18 protein-coding genes are annotated in these 18,121 nt (G+C 35.4%); 17 read left to right on the top strand and 1 reads right to left on the bottom strand.

What is annotated here, in order from left to right; all coding sequences use genetic code 11:
* Positions 1-284 precede the first annotated feature (284 nt).
* The 4 genes from terS to BTM29_RS10045 are packed head-to-tail and all read left to right on the top strand — an operon-like array spanning position 285 to position 5,084.
* Entirely contained in the window at positions 285-1,130 is an 846-nt protein-coding gene (terS, locus tag BTM29_RS10060) for a phage terminase small subunit (protein ID WP_076617019.1), read from the top strand.
* Positions 1,114-2,427 (top strand): PBSX family phage terminase large subunit, encoded by a 1,314-nt coding sequence (locus BTM29_RS10055; protein WP_076617016.1) that lies wholly within the window; start codon positions 1,114-1,116, stop codon positions 2,425-2,427. Before terS ends, BTM29_RS10055 begins: the two co-directional genes overlap by 17 nt.
* Positions 2,428-2,476: 49 nt before the next feature.
* Positions 2,477-3,997 (top strand): phage portal protein, encoded by a 1,521-nt coding sequence (locus BTM29_RS10050; protein WP_157886449.1) that lies wholly within the window; start codon positions 2,477-2,479, stop codon positions 3,995-3,997.
* The gene (locus tag BTM29_RS10045; RefSeq protein WP_076617010.1) at positions 3,987-5,084 is read left to right on the top strand and encodes a phage minor capsid protein; all 1,098 of its coding nucleotides are present in this window, start codon (positions 3,987-3,989) and stop codon (positions 5,082-5,084) included. The genes BTM29_RS10050 and BTM29_RS10045 overlap by 11 nt, the downstream gene beginning before the upstream one ends.
* Before the next feature lie 4 nt (positions 5,085-5,088).
* Here BTM29_RS10045 and BTM29_RS10040 read toward each other — a convergent pair whose 3' ends face one another.
* Positions 5,089-5,583, bottom strand: coding sequence for a hypothetical protein (locus BTM29_RS10040; protein WP_076617007.1), 495 nt, complete (start codon positions 5,581-5,583; stop codon positions 5,089-5,091).
* Positions 5,584-5,668: 85 nt separating this feature from the next.
* Between BTM29_RS10040 and BTM29_RS10035 the strand changes: the two genes are divergently transcribed.
* The 13 genes from BTM29_RS10035 (at position 5,669) to BTM29_RS09975 (ending at position 18,120) form a co-directional block, all read left to right on the top strand.
* Positions 5,669-6,253 (top strand): hypothetical protein, encoded by a 585-nt coding sequence (locus BTM29_RS10035; protein ID WP_076617004.1) that lies wholly within the window; start codon positions 5,669-5,671, stop codon positions 6,251-6,253.
* 11 nt (positions 6,254-6,264) lie between these two features.
* A complete protein-coding gene (locus tag BTM29_RS10030) occupies positions 6,265-7,215 on the top strand; it encodes a N4-gp56 family major capsid protein (protein WP_076617001.1) in 951 nt (316 codons plus the stop codon).
* 16 nt (positions 7,216-7,231) lie between these two features.
* Entirely contained in the window at positions 7,232-7,633 is a 402-nt protein-coding gene (locus tag BTM29_RS10025) for a head-tail connector protein (protein ID WP_076616998.1), read from the top strand.
* Positions 7,630-7,995, top strand: a complete 366-nt coding sequence (locus BTM29_RS10020) for a putative minor capsid protein (protein ID WP_076616995.1) — start codon at positions 7,630-7,632, stop codon at positions 7,993-7,995. The genes BTM29_RS10025 and BTM29_RS10020 overlap by 4 nt, the downstream gene beginning before the upstream one ends.
* Complete coding sequence (locus BTM29_RS10015; protein WP_076616991.1) at positions 7,992-8,354, top strand: minor capsid protein; 363 nt, start codon at positions 7,992-7,994, stop codon at positions 8,352-8,354. Before BTM29_RS10020 ends, BTM29_RS10015 begins: the two co-directional genes overlap by 4 nt.
* Positions 8,335-8,784, top strand: a complete 450-nt coding sequence (locus tag BTM29_RS10010) for a hypothetical protein (RefSeq protein ID WP_076616988.1) — start codon at positions 8,335-8,337, stop codon at positions 8,782-8,784. Before BTM29_RS10015 ends, BTM29_RS10010 begins: the two co-directional genes overlap by 20 nt.
* 13 nt (positions 8,785-8,797) lie before the next feature.
* Complete coding sequence (locus tag BTM29_RS10005; protein WP_076616985.1) at positions 8,798-9,607, top strand: phage tail tube protein; 810 nt, start codon at positions 8,798-8,800, stop codon at positions 9,605-9,607.
* Positions 9,608-9,621: 14 nt separating this feature from the next.
* A complete protein-coding gene (locus BTM29_RS10000; protein WP_076616982.1) occupies positions 9,622-9,900 on the top strand; it encodes a hypothetical protein in 279 nt (92 codons plus the stop codon).
* Positions 9,901-9,968: 68 nt separating this feature from the next.
* Positions 9,969-10,532, top strand: a complete 564-nt coding sequence (locus tag BTM29_RS09995) for a hypothetical protein (protein WP_076616979.1) — start codon at positions 9,969-9,971, stop codon at positions 10,530-10,532.
* Positions 10,474-11,130 (top strand): Gp15 family bacteriophage protein, encoded by a 657-nt coding sequence (locus tag BTM29_RS09990; protein WP_076616976.1) that lies wholly within the window; start codon positions 10,474-10,476, stop codon positions 11,128-11,130. Before BTM29_RS09995 ends, BTM29_RS09990 begins: the two co-directional genes overlap by 59 nt.
* 33 nt (positions 11,131-11,163) lie before the next feature.
* Positions 11,164-13,323, top strand: a complete 2,160-nt coding sequence (locus BTM29_RS09985; RefSeq protein ID WP_076616973.1) for a phage tail tape measure protein — start codon at positions 11,164-11,166, stop codon at positions 13,321-13,323.
* Complete coding sequence (locus BTM29_RS09980; protein WP_076616970.1) at positions 13,283-17,305, top strand: hypothetical protein; 4,023 nt, start codon at positions 13,283-13,285, stop codon at positions 17,303-17,305. Before BTM29_RS09985 ends, BTM29_RS09980 begins: the two co-directional genes overlap by 41 nt.
* Positions 17,305-18,120: a phage tail domain-containing protein gene (locus BTM29_RS09975; RefSeq protein WP_076616966.1), complete on the top strand. Its 816-nt coding sequence runs from the start codon at positions 17,305-17,307 to the stop codon at positions 18,118-18,120. Before BTM29_RS09980 ends, BTM29_RS09975 begins: the two co-directional genes overlap by 1 nt.
* Position 18,121 lies beyond the last annotated feature (1 nt).

Raw genomic sequence — 18,121 nt, 5'->3', positions numbered from 1 at the left:
GGTGCCTGCATTAAATTAATAATAAATAAAGAAGAAGTCACGTATAATAACGTGGCTTTTTTTGCTGAATTGGAGATGATTGGATGTCACAAATAATTCATACTAGGTATTGTAATTCTATTTCTAGAATTGAGGCGGAATGCATTGGACGCATATCTAGAGAGGAAGAAATAAAAAAACAAAATGCTAAAGTTAAGAAACATAATTACACAAAGACACTTAGTAATAAATTTAAATAAATAAAAGTTATAAAACAAACACGGATGTGGAGGTGGTGAATATGAGTGGCAAGACCTAGAAGTCCTCAACGCAATAAAGCAATGAAAATATGGCTAGATTCCAATGGTTCTAAGCCACTTGTAGATATTGCTAAAGAATTGAATGTTCCTGCTTCGCGCATAAGAAAGTGGAAATCGCAGGATAAATGGAAAGATAAATTAAAAAGGAGCGTTCCTTTATCTAAAGGGAGCGCTCCTTTTGAGTCGTTATCTAATAATAAGAATGCTGTTGGTAATTCAGGAGGTGCTGCACCGCCTGGGAATAAAAATGCGGTAACTACTGGTCAATATGAAACCATTTTATTAGATGAGCTATCCGACGAAGAGCAAAAAATATTCAAAGGTGTCACCGATGATCCCTTAGTAAGTATCAACACTGAAATACGTCAGTTGAAGGTTAGACAATATCGTATTACTAAGCGTATCAAAGATGTTGTTGAGGGGATGAATGATAAGGAGATTCAAACTTTTAGCACTATTAAAGAGCGTCCACAAACATTTACTGATGATGACGGGAACCAGTTTACAGCAGCTGTTCCTATCACCAAGCCTTTTCAATCGGCAACACAATCATATCGTAAATTTGATGACTTATTAAAGCTTGAGGATGCATTAACAGCTGTAGGTAATTCACTTCAAAAAGCAATTAGAGAAAAGGCCAAGATAATGAATATCCCTTATGATCAGGAGCTCATTAAGGGAAAAGCTAAAATTGCTGTTCAACAAGCAAGAATCGCTGAATATCAGGCTGATAAGCTGACCAACAGTGGTATTGATAATCCAATCCTTAAGACTATATATGAACATTTGAGGAAACAGAATGGGAGTGAGATGAATGAAGACATCGATTAGTGAGATTAAGTACTCAAAGAAACAAGATGATTTCGTATTTGCTCCTTTTGATCACACTTTTGAAGTCAATGAGGGTTCAATTCGTTCAGGCAAATCGGCAGCTGCGTGCATGAGATTAGCCAATTTTTATATGTTATCTCCCGATGAATCACACCTTGTCTCTGGATATAACCAAGAAATAGCTTATAAAATCTATATTGAAGGCGATGGATTAGGCCTAGCGTATATATTCGATGGGATGTCTCAACTAAAACGTGATAGAGGTGGAGATAATTTAACTATAGACTTGCCGAGTGGCCAAAAGAAAATTTATTTCAAAGGTGGAGGTAAGTCTAATTCAGCCAACTCAATTCGTGGTATGTCTCTAGGATCAGCAGCATACACTGAAATAGATTTAATGAACAGTGAATTTTTAAAAGAAACCTTTAGACGTACAGCTAATGCTGCCATTAGATATCATCTTGGTGATTTAAATCCGCCAGCGCCAAATCATCCCATATTGGATTTTTTTAGTGATCACAACGCTTATTGGAAACACTGGACTATGCAAGATAATCCAGTTATGAGTGCAAAGAGATTAACAGAATTAGAGGCTGAGTTCAAACGTAATCCTTACACATATAAGCGCGATTGGCTAGGATTACGTGTAATGCCTGAAGGAGTCATCTATTCTATGTTTGACCAGGATAACATGACTGACCAAGCGTTAATAGGTAAACCTATTGAGATGTTTTTCAGTGCTGACGCAGGTCAAGAGGATGCGACTACAATGAGTTGCAACATTGTTACTCAAGTTAATGTTAATGGTCGCTACAAATATGTATTGAATAGAGTAGCCAATTATTATCATTCAGGAAGAGATACTCATAATGTTAAAGCAATGAGTACTTACGCTGAAGAGTTATTAAGATTTACAAATTGGTGCAAAAAAAAATATCAATTATACTTCAATACAATTTTAGTTGATCCTGCTGCACGTTCATTGCGGGAAGAATTAAAACGTGTTGGACTTCCTAACCAGGGGGCAAACAACAATGCTCATGAAATAGCCGGAGGTCGAAAAGGAATTGAAGTAGGCATTCAGCGTGGACAAAACCTGATGTCCAATGGGCAATTTAAGATAGTAGAAACTCCAGATAGCGGTATTTCTATGAAATATGATCATTATAATTTTAACCGTGAAATTGGAACCTACGTTAGGGATGATACCAGCGGATATCCTGTAGATGCTAATAATCACGCAATGGACGAATTTAGATATTCGGTTAATTATTTCTATCAAAAATATGGTAGGTGATGCAATGTTTAACAATCTATGGTCGAAAATGAAGGTGGTGTTATCTAAAATGGGATTAATTAAGTCCATTGAAAGTGTGTCAGATGTCAGTAATTTATTGATTGATGATGGATTTCTGAAAAATATAAATTTATGGAATTCAGCTTATAAAGGTGATCCTTTTTGGATTCATAAACATTGGACTTCTGCATTGAATATACAGCACGATCATACTCAGAAGTCGCTGAATATGCCTAAAATATTGTCTAAGAAGATGGCTAGCCTAGTATTCAATCAAAAAGCCACCATAAACGTAAATGACAAAAAAGATTCGGAGAATGATGAAACATCCCCCGAGCAATGGAACAACGATGCTAATGAATTCGTTCAAGAGGTACTTCAAGATAATTATTTTTATAACAATTGTGAGCGATACTTAGAATATATGTTTGGTACTGGTGGAATGGTCATGAGATTCTACGTAGCAAATGGGAAAGTTAAGATAAGATTTGCCACAGCAGATGCATTCTATCCTATATCTCAAGATGAGAACGGTGTTACTGAATGTGTTATTGCATCTAAGTTCATCAAGTCAGGTAAGTCATATACGTTACTTGAGTGGCATCTTGAAGATGACAGCAGTTATATTATTAAAAATGATTTATATCAGTCAGTAAATGATTCAACCGATGATTTAGGTACAAAAGTTGAGTTATCAACTATTTATGGCAAAACGGTTAAGCCAAGATCTAGTTATCCTAAGGGATTATATAGTAGACCTACGTTCGTTTATATCAAACCAAATTTAGCTAATAATTTTAATTATAGTAGTCCGTTAGGAATTTCTATATACGCTAATGCAATTGATACTTTAAAGCAGCTTGATCAGGCTTACGACATGCTGAATCAAGAAATGGAAATGGGAAGACGTCGAATTACTGTTCCAGACAGTATGCTTGAAGGGAAAATTAATCCAGTAACTGGTCAAAGAGAATCCAACGTTAACTTTGATGAACGTGTTTACGTTGGATTCTCTTTTAATGACACTTCAGGAACAGACTCTGCCCCTGCACCAAAAGACATAACTCTTGGATTAAGAAATCAGGAAATTATCGGAACTATAAATTCACTTTTAGATATTTTGGCCGCTCAATGTGGCTTCAGTGCAGGAACGTTTAGCTATAACAACACTCAAGGGATGGAGACTGCTACTGGTGTTATTAGTAGGAATTCTGATACATATCAATCTAAGAATAGTCATGAGACGATTTTAGAAGATGCATTTAAAAATATGTGTATATCTATACTTGAATTGGGAAAGGCTGCCGGATTATACCAAGGAAGCACAGATGTAGAAGTTTCTGTTAATTTTGATGACTCCATCGCCAAGGATCGTACTGAAAATGCTAATTATTATGAATTAGTATCTGGGAATAAGCCACTAATGCCACATTTTGAAGCTATTAAAAAGTCTAATGGCTTAACTGATGATGAAGCAATTAGGTGGTTAAAACAAATTAGAGAAGACGAAGCTGACGGCGATATAGAAGATATATTAGATAATCATAAGGACAAAGAAGATGAAACTTAGCCCATGGGAACTTGAACTATTAGCAGCATCTCAAGCAAAACGAATGCAGGTTCTTGAGGATGAATTATGGAATATTCTTATCGAAGTATCGTCTAATGCAATCGATGGTAATGATTTAAATGACGCCAGTACTACTCAAGAATGGTTAAATGAAGTGCTTGAATATCGTAAGCAATTGAAAGTGAAGTCCTCAAAACCAATTCAGGCTGCATTTGATGAAGTTATCAAAAAGTTACAAGACCAATTGAATGATGAAACTACTCATGATATGAGTGAAGAAGAAATTTGGCTTATGGGAATGGTTGAGAGTAAGCTGCTTAACTTTGCTCCTAAAATATCTGAATCTAAGAAGATTAAAAAGATAATATCAAATAGTGAAAATGAAGGAATTAAGTATTTAGGACTTGCTGCTAGCAATCTTCCCACACATTTGGTAAAGATGTTTGAAACAACTTTTAGAGACGCAATTAGAAATCAACGTATTAATAAAATTACAACTCAAAAAGCTGTGGCGCAATCACTGTATGAATTAAATAAGCATAATATTCCAGCATTAATTGATAAAGGTGGTAAAAGATGGTCACTCGATGTTTATACGAAGCTAGTTGTAACCAATACAATCAATAATAATTATAATCGGATGGCCATTCAAAGATTTAAGGACTATGGTGGCAACTTAGTTAAAATATCAAGTCATGCTGATTGCCGCCCTACTCATTATCAATATCAGGATAAAATATACAGTCTTACTGGTGAAAGCACTGATTATCCTAATCTATATAAAGCGACTAATTACGGTAATGGTGGTGGATTATGTGGGTTAAATTGTAGACATCATCCAATGCCATACATCCCTACTAGTGGAGATTATTATAACCAAGTCACTAGCAAGAAGGACAGTGATCATAACTACAAGCTTGTTCAACAACAACACAGGTATGAACGTGTTTTAAGACAGGCTAAGAGAGATAAGGCGATTGCTGAAAAAATGGGCAATGCTAAGGACGTAGAACATTATAAGTGGCTAGTTAAAGGACGTAGTAAGAGACTTACTGACTTTAAAAATAATAATGGACTGACCAAATAATCAGCTATTTATATAAGCAGTGATTTAACAAATCACGAGAAACTTTATTTTCAAGAATTATTTTAGTTATAAGTTCGATGATAACTAATGCCATAAAAATTATGATGATCAACGCTATTTGATATATTGAATTCAACATTTGATATTCAATATGAATATTTGTTAATTTTCGAATATATAATTCTATAAAAAGAATTAATGCAATTGGTGTTAAGTCAGATGCATGTAATGATATTTTAGAATTTTTATTTTCATTATTCATCATTTCTGATTTCAGATTTGAAACGTAAAATGAATAAAGTGATAGTGCCACATTGGCTAGAAGAAGTATGTCAGGTTTAGAGTTTAGGAAGAAGACATTTGATAATAATAAAATAAAGTTGATACGATTGATGAAATTTATAAGTATATCAGCATCTTTTTCAACTATGTTCTTTCGGATAAGTAAGTCATCTTTTTGTAATAGATATCCAAGTTGTTCTTTTTCTTTATTTGTCATATTAATCCTCGCTATTTAATTGTTTGACCTAAGTATGTCATAAAAATGCTTATTTTTTTACAGAAAAATGAAAGGGGCCAAGTTTATGGTTGAAAACGCAGAAGAAGATTCAAAAACAACTGAATCTAATCAAAGTACTGAAGCAACAGTAGATATTGAAGCCGCTAAAACTGAAGCAGTAAATGGATTGTTAAAAGAGATGGGGGTGGATAGCACCGATTCGTTAAAGGGAATCGTAGAAGCTCAAAATGAGACTAGCAAAGCTAATCAAACGGACCTCGAAAACTCTCAATCTGATTTGAAGAAAGCTAATGACAATAACTTGAACTTGTCTAGCCAGGTAACATCCCTCTTAGCATCCAATGCAGTATTGAAAGCTGGTATAACGTCAGAACATATGGAGGATGCTACTATTCTTGCTCAGGCAAAGGTAAATAATGGTAGTGCTAAAGATTTTGATAAGGCTATTGCTGATGTTATTAAGTCGAATCCACAATTTAAAGGTACACAGATTCAAACTGGAAGTGACGGTGCAGCGTTAGATGGATCTAACAAATCTAATAATCAAACTGAGTTGACTCGAGAAGAGTTTGAAAAGATGAATTATGGTCAAAGGCTGAAAGTTTTTACTGAACAACCTGAAAAATATAAAGAATTTACAAATAGATAAGGAGATATAATATGGCTGGAAATATTGATTCAACAGATACTACTCAATTGGCTACCATGGTTAATCCAGAGGTTATGGGTGACATGATTTCTGCCGAATTACCTAAGGTTATTCGTTTTACATCAATTGCGCCAATTGACGCGACACTTCAGGGACAACCTGGGGATGCAATTACGGTTCCTCGTTTTAAATATATTGGGGATGCTACAGATTTCACCGAAGGACAAATGATTGACTATGCACAGTTAACTACTGACACTGATCAATTCACAATTAAAAAGGCAGGTAAAGGTGTAAAAATCACTGATGAAGCGATGCTATCCGGATATGGTAATCCAGTGCAAGAGGGTGAACACCAAGTTGTACTGTCAGTTGCTTCTAAAATTGATAATGATACTATTGCCACTGCGATGAAAGCACCATTAGCACTGTCTACTAATGTGGATGTTGTAGATATGGTTGATGCTATTGAAGCAGCGTTCAACGATAACACAGATGAACGTTCAGTTGAGGATTCTGCACCTGCAACCGGTGTACTATTCATGAATCCTAAAGACGTTAACAAATTACGTAAAGCTGCTGGCTTAGATTGGACACGTGCGACAGCTCTTGGTGATAGCATTCTTGTGAACGGAACATTTGGGGAGTTACTAGGTTGGCAAATTATTCGTACTATGAAAATGAGTGAAGGAGCTGCCTTAGCAATCAAGCCTGGAGCAATGCGCACATATATGAAACGAAATGTCTTAACGGAATCTGGTCGTGATATGGATCATAAACTTACTAAGTTCAATGCGGATGTTCATTATGGTGTGGCAATTTATGATGACACTAAATTGCTTGCTATTAATCCAGATAAGTTCACTGGTACAGGCACTGTTATTGAAGCTAATACTAAACGTGGCAAAAAAACAGCTGATACTGCATCAGGTACAACAAGCGCTTCAACACCATCAAAATAGAAAGGGATGATTAATTGTGGAGTTATTTGAAACCATCAATAGTGAATTTTATGTCAATGATTACGGCGGTATCGATATTCCTGCAAATTATATTAAGAATAATTGTAAACAAGCTGCGGATGTAATCAATGAACTTTGTAATTATTATTTTGATAATCATTCCTTTGATGAATTACCTATTGAACAAGATAAAATTAATATTAAAAAGTCCATGTGTGCCCAAATTGAACATTTTTATGAATTGAATGGAACAACTGAACTAGCCTCATTAAGTAAGCCGACTGGTGTTACTATTGGTAATTTCAGCATGTCTGGTATTAAACAGGCATCGACTGGAATGAAATCTCTTATATCACGTAAGGCTATAAGATATCTAAAGCCTACAGGTCTCTTATATAGAGGAGTTGGTCAATATTGAATATCCCTGCGATACCACTGTATCTATTGATTCATAATATTGTTATACAAGAATCATCCGAGACTTCATCTAGTTCACTTAAAAGACCAGGAAAATTAATTGAGCATGAATTTGATCGTGTCAGAATAGAGCCCAAAGATAAAGCATCAATTACTCCCACTGGAGTTAATAATATCCCTCAGAATAAAGGTGAATTCACATTATTTATTGATTCGGTTAATTCCATTAATAAAGATGATTATTTACTCAAAATCGGAGATAAAGTTATTTGGAATGGCATCAGTCGAGTCGCTGTCAGTAATTATCCTGTGTATAGTACGGACACTAATAAACCACATCATTGGGAAGTTGAATTGGAATGAATAATCAAGTTAATCTGGGAGAATGGTCACAACGACTTAGCAATCCTAAAAACATTGAATTGGCATTAGCTTATAAAATTACTGAAATGTCCGATCCATATGTACCATTTAGAAGTGGTGCTATGGCTGGACATACAAAAATAATAGGTGATGATGTCGGTGCACATATTGTATACAGTGAGAAATATTCGCATAAACAATTTGTTGGTGTTAGTCCTAGTGGCAAGCCATTTAATTACACGATTACTCATCACCCGGACGCCGGTTCACACTGGATAAATAGAGTTAAAGATGAATCGATAGATGAAATTAAAGAATTTACTGAGGAGGCGTTGATACATGGCATCAAGAAGCCTTGATTTGGACGAAAGGGTAGCCAACTTCATTAATGATCATCTAGATTTACCTGCAGAGCTCGTAATGGGTGAGCCAAGTATGCATGGTAGTTCAGTCGCCTACGTTATGCGTCCACTTCAAAAATATAAAGTATATTTTGATGGCAGAAAAAAGAGGACATTTAGCTTTGATATTCAGGCTAAGTGTCCTTTTTGGTTGGATGCTATCAATATTTTAAATGCTATAAATGAATTAATGGAGAATGCAAAGTCTTTTCAGTTGAAGTCGAATAATGGAAGCTTTCAATTTACCCGTGCTGAAATGACACACTCACCAAGTTTTGCAGCAAATGTAACAGATAATTTAGACGTTGTTACTGGCAATTCAGCTGGGGACAATGTTTTTGCTATATATATTGCCTCATTTGAGGTTACAGCTATTATTACTAAATAAGGAGGCCAAATCAATGGCAGATACACAAGATACACTCTCACCTACATCAAATGTTGATTTTAAAGGTGATATTCAAGAAGGCTATCTCAATGAACACTGGATTGGATTAGGAACTAAGACAGGAATTGGATGGTTATATCTTGGGGATGGAATTACAACAATTACTCCTAAATATACCGATAAGACTAAAACAGCAGCTTATTATAATGGTGGTGGTGCAGAAACTAAAACTACTACGGGTGTTACAGCATCCTACGATATTTCAGGTGATAGATCTAACGGTAATCCAACACAAGATTTAATTGCCAATCGCAAATTTATGACAGGTGCTCGTCGCCAGCTTTGGTTCAGAAAAAATATTTTTGTTCAAAATGAAGACGGAACACTTACGCTAACTAAATCAGAGTATGGAAAATCAAACTTTTCAGATATAGATGACGGTGGCGGTACAGCTGATGATAACGGAGGGTTTAAAGTGACAGCTCAGTATCTGTCTACTCCAACTATTGTTACATCAAACAACCCTCAACAACTTGATAATATTCTTCATCAGACACCATCCCAAAATGCATCTATTCTAGGGGTCAATATTGAACAACCTCAGGCTGATGGTTCTGTAACAATCTATACCCCAAACGTTGATGATGATGAGGATACAATCAGCGTTTCTAAGTCGCGTCCTGCAACACTTGATGAAGCACGTACCCAAGCTGGTTCCTATGTTGCTCCAAAAGTGGACGATTCAGAAACAACAGTTCCAGCAACCCCAACTAATGTAACATCTAGTCCTACTATGGACGGTGCTACAATAAATTATAAATAATAGGAGAATAAATCATGGCAGATAGAACTAATCAAATCGGAATTTTATATAAAAAAGATGGAACTAAAGTAGCAGAAGGAGTTGAAGGTAAAAATCTAGTATCAATTACTGGTTTAACCGAAGGAACAGTAGTCGCTACTGGTGATTATCAGATTTCATGTAAGGATACAATTACTGATCTCGAATCTTCAAAAGTTGATGTTGAAGGATTTACAGTTTTTTTAACACCAGAGGTACCAACTAACGTTAAGACAGATGCAACAGCTGATGGTGCCAATATTACATTTGAATAATTAATTTATATAGCATACTCACTATTTGAGCGGAGGTGGTCGGAATTTATGAATGGAGGAATAGTTAAGTGGTCAAAATTGAAGTACCCAGTTCAGAACTTAAATTCGAAATTGGCATTAAAAAGTTTAATTTATCACTTGCGGATAAAAGTAGAGGTAAATATGCTGAATCGTTCAATAAAATTGCACTTCAGGAGTCAAAAGATGTTCACAAGCAAGATATTGAACTAACAGAATTGAATCAAAAGTTCGCTGATCTAGAAGCAAAATATGCAACTAGTGAGGATATGACAGAAGCTCAATATAGAAAACAACGTGCTGGTATTGAAGACACCTATTACAAAAAGATTCAACGGCAAAGCCATACTATACAAGATAGGCAATTGCAGCTGATAAAAGGCTTTCTGAATGACTGCTTCGGAGAAGGCTCTGGGGATGAAATTTATAAAATTTGTGGTCAATCATCAGCAGTACTTCGAAAAGTTGTTATTCAAATTAATGCTGAACTTGAAAAAAGTATCGGAACTAAAGACTATTACGACAATTATATGAGCAAGTTGAAGGATATGAAAGATGATGAATCTACTACAGAAGAATCAGCTGATATTCAAAAACAAGAAGTATCAAATTAATGCTGCGTTTCCATTGGTTTTGGAATACTTCAAGTATATTGGTGACGATGAACATTTAACTATTCCTGAACGCCTTAATATGGCACTATTTTCATTTGTAAAAGAATCAACTAGTGAGTTATCAGCTGAAGATAAAATGGAGCTTTTAGAGAAAATCTATAGCTCTTTTATTTTTACCAAAAAGGATAAAGAGGATGCTGAATTAATCAATTCCAAAAAGAAGTCTTTCGATTACGAACAAGATATGGATTTGATTTATTCATCCTTTTTACAACAATATGGAATTGATTTATCCGATAAAAGGATATTCACTAATCTCACTTGGTCAAAATTCAATTCTTTGCTTCAAGGATTAACAGATGACACATCTTTTAGAAAAGTTACTTCGTACCGAACAGTTAAGATAACGGATGACATGTCATCTGAAACTCAGAATTATTTAAAGCAGATGAAGTTAATTTATTCACTAGATCGTAAAGATAATGATGGGGATGGAAAGCTAACTAAAGTTGATTTAGATATGATTTTAGCCCCATTAGATATGGTACATAAAGTCAAAAAAATTAAAGAGCTGCGTGATCAAGGTCGAATTAAATGATATTTATAAATTTTGAAGAAAGGAGGAAAATATATGGCAGATGATGGTCAAGTTATAATTAAAGTTAAGGTTGAAACTGATGATGCCAATAAAAAAATTGACGGTATCAAAAAATCCCTGATGGCCACCGACTTAGGTGATGGAATCAAGGTTGAATTAGATGATGTTAGCAAGTCTGCTAAATCAGCTGGAAAAGAAATAGATGATTTTGGTAATAGTGCAGCAGGGTCTAGAAGAAAGACTGATGAAGATAGTCAGTCTTTGGATAAGAATAAAAAATCTTTTAAAGAACTCCAAGGGCAGATCAAACTATCCGCATCAGCCTATAAAATATTATCTGAAGCTAATGATAAGGTCGGTAACAAATACCAGGCTAATGTCTATAAATTAAAAAGTTACAATAAATCACTTGAGGAAGTCTCTAATACCATGAAGAGACAGAGTGACAGTATTGACAAACTTAAGGCTGAACATGGTGAAGAATCTAATGAAGTAAAGAAGGCTACTGCCTCATATAAAGTACTTGAGGCTAATCAACAACAATTAGTGCTTTCATCGCAAAAACTTTATAAGGCATATGGAAATATAACCCCTAAAATGGCTGAAGCTGCTGATAAAGCCGTAGGGATTGGTAACAAGTTTAAAGCAGTCGGCGACCGTATAGATAAAATCGGCGATGGTATGAGTAAAAGATTCACCGTTCCCATAGTTACTGCTTTGGGATATGCTACAAAATCAGCAATTGATTTTGAATCGCAAATTCAATCGATGGGATCACTTTTAGATGATGGTTCTGTTTCAGCTTCTGCATTAAAAAAAGAGCTTGAGAATCTGGGAAGTGCTTCTAAAAAGTGGTCAACGCAGTATGGTGTATCAACTACTAAAATTAATTCCGGAATGGAAGAATTGATTAAAAAAGGTTACTCATACAACCAGGTATTGGGAGCAATGCCAAGTTTGCTGAATGCATCGAGAGCATCTGGTGATGACTTTAATGAAGTAATGAGTGTATCTACGTCTACTCTTGAACAATTCGGTCTTAAATCAAACGATACTGCAAAGATGTTAAAAAATACGCAGCGTGTTACTGACGGACTTACTTATGTAGCTAACAAAACTTCAGCTGGATTTAGTGATATGGGATATGCAATGGAATACGTTGGTCCAGTAGCTCATGGGTTAAATATAAGCCTAGAACAGACAGCTTCCGCAATTGGATTAATGTCTAATCAAGGAATCGAAGGTCAAAAGGCCGGAACCGCTTTGCGTGGTGCATTGTCAGCATTACTGACACCATCTAGGCAAAACCGTGAAGGATTCGATAAGCTTGGTATATCAGTGGAAGCATTTAAGAAAGGGACTATTACACTTCCAGATATTATAGATAGTATTAAAACGAAATCCTCAGGTATGACAAAACAACAACTTCAATCTAATTTAGCATTAGCGTTTGGTACTGAAGCTCAGTCTGGAATGAACATTTTAGTTAATGAAGGTGGGGATGCGCTTAGGAATCTTACTGGTGAGACTAAGAATGCCACTGGATATACTAAGAAACTTGCTGATACGATGAATCAGACCTCTCAAGCTAACGCTCAAAAGTTAAAAGAATCACTACATGTTTTAGCTATTACAGCAGGACAAGAATTGGTACCAGAAGTTAATGATATTATCAAAAATATTACTTCTTTATTAAAACAGTTCAATGACTTAGATGACGGAACTAAAAAAATGATTGTTAATACTGCGCTAGTTGTAGCTGCAGGTGGTCCCGCCTTAAGCTTGATAGGAAATATTAGTAAAGGACTTGGTAATATTATATTAACAGGTCCTAAAATGTTGAATTTCTTTGCTAAAGTGAAAAATGGAACTTCTGAAACTAGTACTGTACTTAAAGTAGCATCAAAAAGTGCTGAGGAATTAGGTGCCGGTACCGAAATCGGGGCTAAAGGTGCTACTAAATTAGCCACCAAAACAGCAGAAGCGGGTACCAAAACCGGTTTATTTGGTAGAACCTTAACAGCCTTAATACCTGAGCTTGGTGCGACTGGTGTTTCTTTAGGATCACTGTTATTACCGATTGCTGGTGTGACTGCGGCATTTGTTGGAGTGGCTGCTGTGTCCTATTTTGCAATTAAAGCTCATAACGAGCATGAAAAGAAAATCAAAGAATATAAAAAAAACATTAGATGAATACGGTGTTAATGTAAGCCAAAATACACAAAAAGCAATGAAGTCATTTAATGATTTAAGTAAATCAGCAACTAATGATATGGCACTTCTCGATTCGACAACCAACGATCAATCTAAGCAGCTGTCTTCAGACGTGGTTAGCAAATACGATAAAATGGCTACAATTGTTACTGGCAGATTTGACAAAATGAAGACAGACAGTGAGAAGTCTATAAAACAGCTTAACAGTGATCTTGGTGCTGTTGGTGATCAGATGACTAAGAACGTTAATGGCCACATTGATGATGTTACTGGTGATTCAACTAAAGAAGTAAAAGAAGCCCAAGCAACCATTCACAGGATATATAAGCAAGTGGGTGGAGATTTATCACAAATGAATTCTACTCAAAAACATTCATTTGAGGATGCACAGAGCTTGATTACTGAACAGACATCGGCATTTGCGATTTCGCTACGTGATCAGCAAGCATTGTTAAATGCTTATAAGAATCAGCATGGTAATATTACAACCAAAATGTATCGTGAAGATATTAAAAAGCAAGAGAATGCCCATCACGAAACATATGAGACAGCAAAAAAAGAGCAAGATAAGGAACTTGCTCAGTTGAAAAAAGACCATAAGGCTCATTTGATTACTGACAAGCAATATCAAGATGAAAGTACTGTTTCTTTGAACAAGTATCAGGCCAAAATAACCAAATCTAATATTGTTTATTATAAGGATCAAGATACTACATATAAGCATTATAAGGATACAGGCACACAATTTTTAGCTACGAAACAATCAATTTATGAAGCCTCAACACAAATAGATTCAAAGGGTCAAAAGACTTATAAATCAGTTATGACAGGTTCATATGTATCACGAGCTCAATGGATCGAAGAGGCTAAAACTCAAAATGCTAAATATATTAAGCAACAGAAAGAATTACACGGCACAGCTGAAAGCAATTTAGATTCGTATTATAAAAAACAAGTTAGTTTCTACGAAAAGATGGGTTTAAGTAGAAAAGAGGCAATAGTCCAAGCAACGGCTGACAGAGATAATATAGAGTCGGAAACTGACAAGACGGCCTCTAACATTGCTGCGGAAGCTGAAAAAATCCAAAAATCGTATATTAAAGGATTACAGTCTAATAAAAATGGTACCCCTGCTGAAGTTGCAAGTAAGTGGGGACTAGATATTACTAGTAAAGTTAAAAATATTGATTTAGGGAAGTATGGTAAAAAGTCGGCAAAGCAATTATGGACTGATTTTACTTCCGGAAGTAAAGATGGACAAGAAGAAGCAAAACTTTATTATCTTCAGATGTTTCAAGACTGGAAATCAAATGGTAAAAAATCTATTAAAGATTTAACTGATGATAATAAGACAGCCTTACATGAAGGTCTTGAATCTGGAGTTCTTAGTATAAAGAATCTTAAGAATAAATATGGTAAAGCAATATTTGATTTGTTTCCTAGCGATATGTCTAAGATACCGGACCAAGAAATTAAGTCTCTTAAGTCTGCGTATGAAAATAATGTTGTATCACTTAATGATTTAAAGAATAAATTTGGTGATAAAATATATCAAATATTTCCAAATGATCTGTCGGATTTAGGTAAAAAGGAAGTTGATACCTTAAATGAAGGACTTCAAAATGGCCAAATCAAATCTAGTGAGTTGAAGGCAAAATTTGGTCCTCAGCTAGAAGCTATTTACAAAAAAGATTTGAGTGATGTTGGTCAAGATGATATTGATACGTTACAAACAGCCTTAGATTTAGGGATTACTAATAAATCCGATTTACAGCAAAAATTCGGTAGTACTATTGATAGAATTTACAATCAAACGCCCAAATTGAATAAAATAAGTAAAGCAAATATATCAACCCTACAACAAGCAATGTCACTAGGAATTACAAACACTCAGGATATAGAGGATAAGTATAAATTCCAGTTAAATCAAATTTATAATAAAGATTTGACAGACCTGGGAAAAGGACAAATTGAGACACTAGCTGATGGCTTAAAACTAGGATTGCCTTCAGTTCAAGCCGAAATGAAGAAGATCCAAGGCCAGATCAACAAAAATGCTACCGTCGACCTCAAAGGAAAAGGTAAGTTTAACATTGAAAGTCTTGCAGAAGGGCTAGAGTCGGGGAAATTATCCGTATCACAATTTATGAGCGGGTTAAATAAATTAGTTAAGAAGTCTGCTGAAATCGATTTAACTGATAAAGGTAGTAATGCAATTCAAACATATGCAGATGGTGCAAATGGAAACATTGGATCAGCGACCAAAGCAATTAGCAATGTAAGAACACAATCTGAGTCTGGTCTAACTCCAACGGGGTTACCATATCAGCATGGTGCTGATATAACTACATCATACGGCAGTGGAATTTATGATATGATAAGCAATCCCTTAGGCAATGCACTATTAGTTCATGATGGGTCTATCGCACAACTTCAATCCAGTGATTTGGCTAAAAAATATGGTGCTGATAAAAGTACAGCGTTTGGTAATGGTATTTTGACGAATAGTGGACTTCCATTATCAGTATCCGCAAGTATTGCTAATGGAGTTAACGGAAATTTTAATGATGGTATTGACAGTGCTAATAATGTTTCGAATCAACTAGGAAGTAAATCAAGTTATAAGAAACATACAAGTAAGACAAAAACGAGTCTTCCATCTGCTACACCGTGGAAGACAGGAACAAACGGAAAAATTGCATCCCTAACACCATCAATTGTGGGAGATGGGTATGAACCTGAGCTAATCGATTACGGTAACGGAAGTCTAGAATTATCACCGGCTGTTCCTACATTTAGGATGCTTAATCCTGGGGCACAAGTATTCAGTGGTAGTGATACAAAGATTATTTCAAACGCTTTAAATGGTATGGGAATTTCTATGTTCGCTAATGGTACAGGTGGTAATGTTGGTGAGTGGATTTCGAATACTGCTAAGACATCCTGGGATTGGATCAAGAATGTATCTGGCGATTTGATTGATTGGATTTCTAAGCCTAAAGAAACTTGGTCTAAACTGATTGAAGGTCAATTTGATTCTTCAGCATTTTCTGGAAATGCAGCATCCATAGGTACTGGTACTAAATCTACCGAAAAGAAGCAGACCAATTGGTTAGATAAATTAGTCAAAAGCATAATGTCCACAGGTGGTTCGTATGATCCTGCAATGATTATTAAAGCTGCAGCAATAATGGGGGTTCATCCCACAGATAGTTTTATTAAAATGCTTCAAGCAACCATTCAAAGTGAGTCAGGTGGACGTAGTGTTACTCAACAAATCCACGATACCAACTCAGGTGGTCAGGAAGCTGCTGGAATTCTTCAATATACACCAGGAACATTCGCAACATTTGCAATGCCAGGACATACAAATAGGATGAATCCTTTCGATGAACTATTAGCGTTCTTTAATAATTCAGACTGGGCTAATTCTATCGGTCCAACAGTTATTTGGGGAACACCTAAGATTGATTGGTTACACTCAGGACCGCAAGGACATAGAAGAATGAATCAAGGTGGACATGTCTATAGTCCTGAAACAATAGATATAGCAGAAAAAGGCAAAGACGAATTCGTTATAAATCCATGGGAGTCAACCGCATCAGGATTGACTACAGAATTGCTTCAAAGAATTAATGATGTACAACCTAACGCGCTTGGAAAGATAGTATTACCAGGTCAGGGAGTATCACCAGAATCTATTAGTAAATTTAAGAGTTTACCGGTGAGTCGAAATTCAGATAATCAAGCGATAGACAATTTAGATGCTAATAATAGTAATAGTGAAGGAATAATCGCATCGTTAATTCAAAAATTTGATAATTTAGTTGAATCTTTGAGTGGTGATACAACCGTTAATATTAACGTTGATGGAGTGTCTTTAGCCACAGCAACATTCCCAAAAATGAAGTTATTGATGAATGATTATATTAATGCCGAGATGACTAGGAGGGGCCGTTAATGAGAACTTTAGTTATTCAAAGACTGGATGGAACCACTTATGATTTAGACGCTTTAGGGATTAAAGTAATTGAATTCTCACCACCATCACCAAATTATACAAACGCTACGGTTCAAGTTGGTAGATATGGTGAACGGGTTGTTGGAACATCGGTGGGGCAAAGACAGATACCTATTTCTATGGATGTGTTTGCATCAAATGATTTAACAATCGTTATGAAACGTAATAAATTTTTTCAGATTTTTGATTCAATAGAGGAATTTTATGTAATTGATATGCGTCTTCCAATGATCAGATGGAAGGTTAGAGCCGAGCAACAGCCGTTTAAATTCTATGAAAATTGGCATATGGGTGGTGACGTCTCATTCAATTTGATTTGCTCAGATGGATATTCAGAAACTGTTGATTCAACGTTAAATATTGATGATTTATCTAAATGGGCAATTGGAGGGATGAATATTCCACTGAATCTATCCGTTAAGTACAAGTTTAACGAGGCTGAATTTGATGTGTTTAACGCTTCAAATATAGATATATTGGCTGAGGAGAAGCCATATCGGATCATTTATAAAGGTGCAGCCAATTTCTTAACTATATCTAATGAAACAACAAATCAAACTTTTAAAATCAATAGAAACTTCTCATCTACTAATAGTTTTGAACTGTACGGTGCATGGCCATTTTTAGATGGGGAGTCAGTATATGCTGATGGTAACCATGAGTTAATTGATTTAAAAAAAGGTTGGAATCATTTTAAAATAGGCGGATGTCAAGGCAACTTTGAAGTTGCAATTGATACCCGCTTTTATTATTAGG

The organism is Companilactobacillus allii, from assembly GCF_001971585.1.
GTDB classification, from domain to species: Bacteria; Bacillota; Bacilli; order Lactobacillales; family Lactobacillaceae; genus Companilactobacillus; species Companilactobacillus allii.
This window is presented reverse-complemented; position numbering and strand designations above follow the sequence as displayed.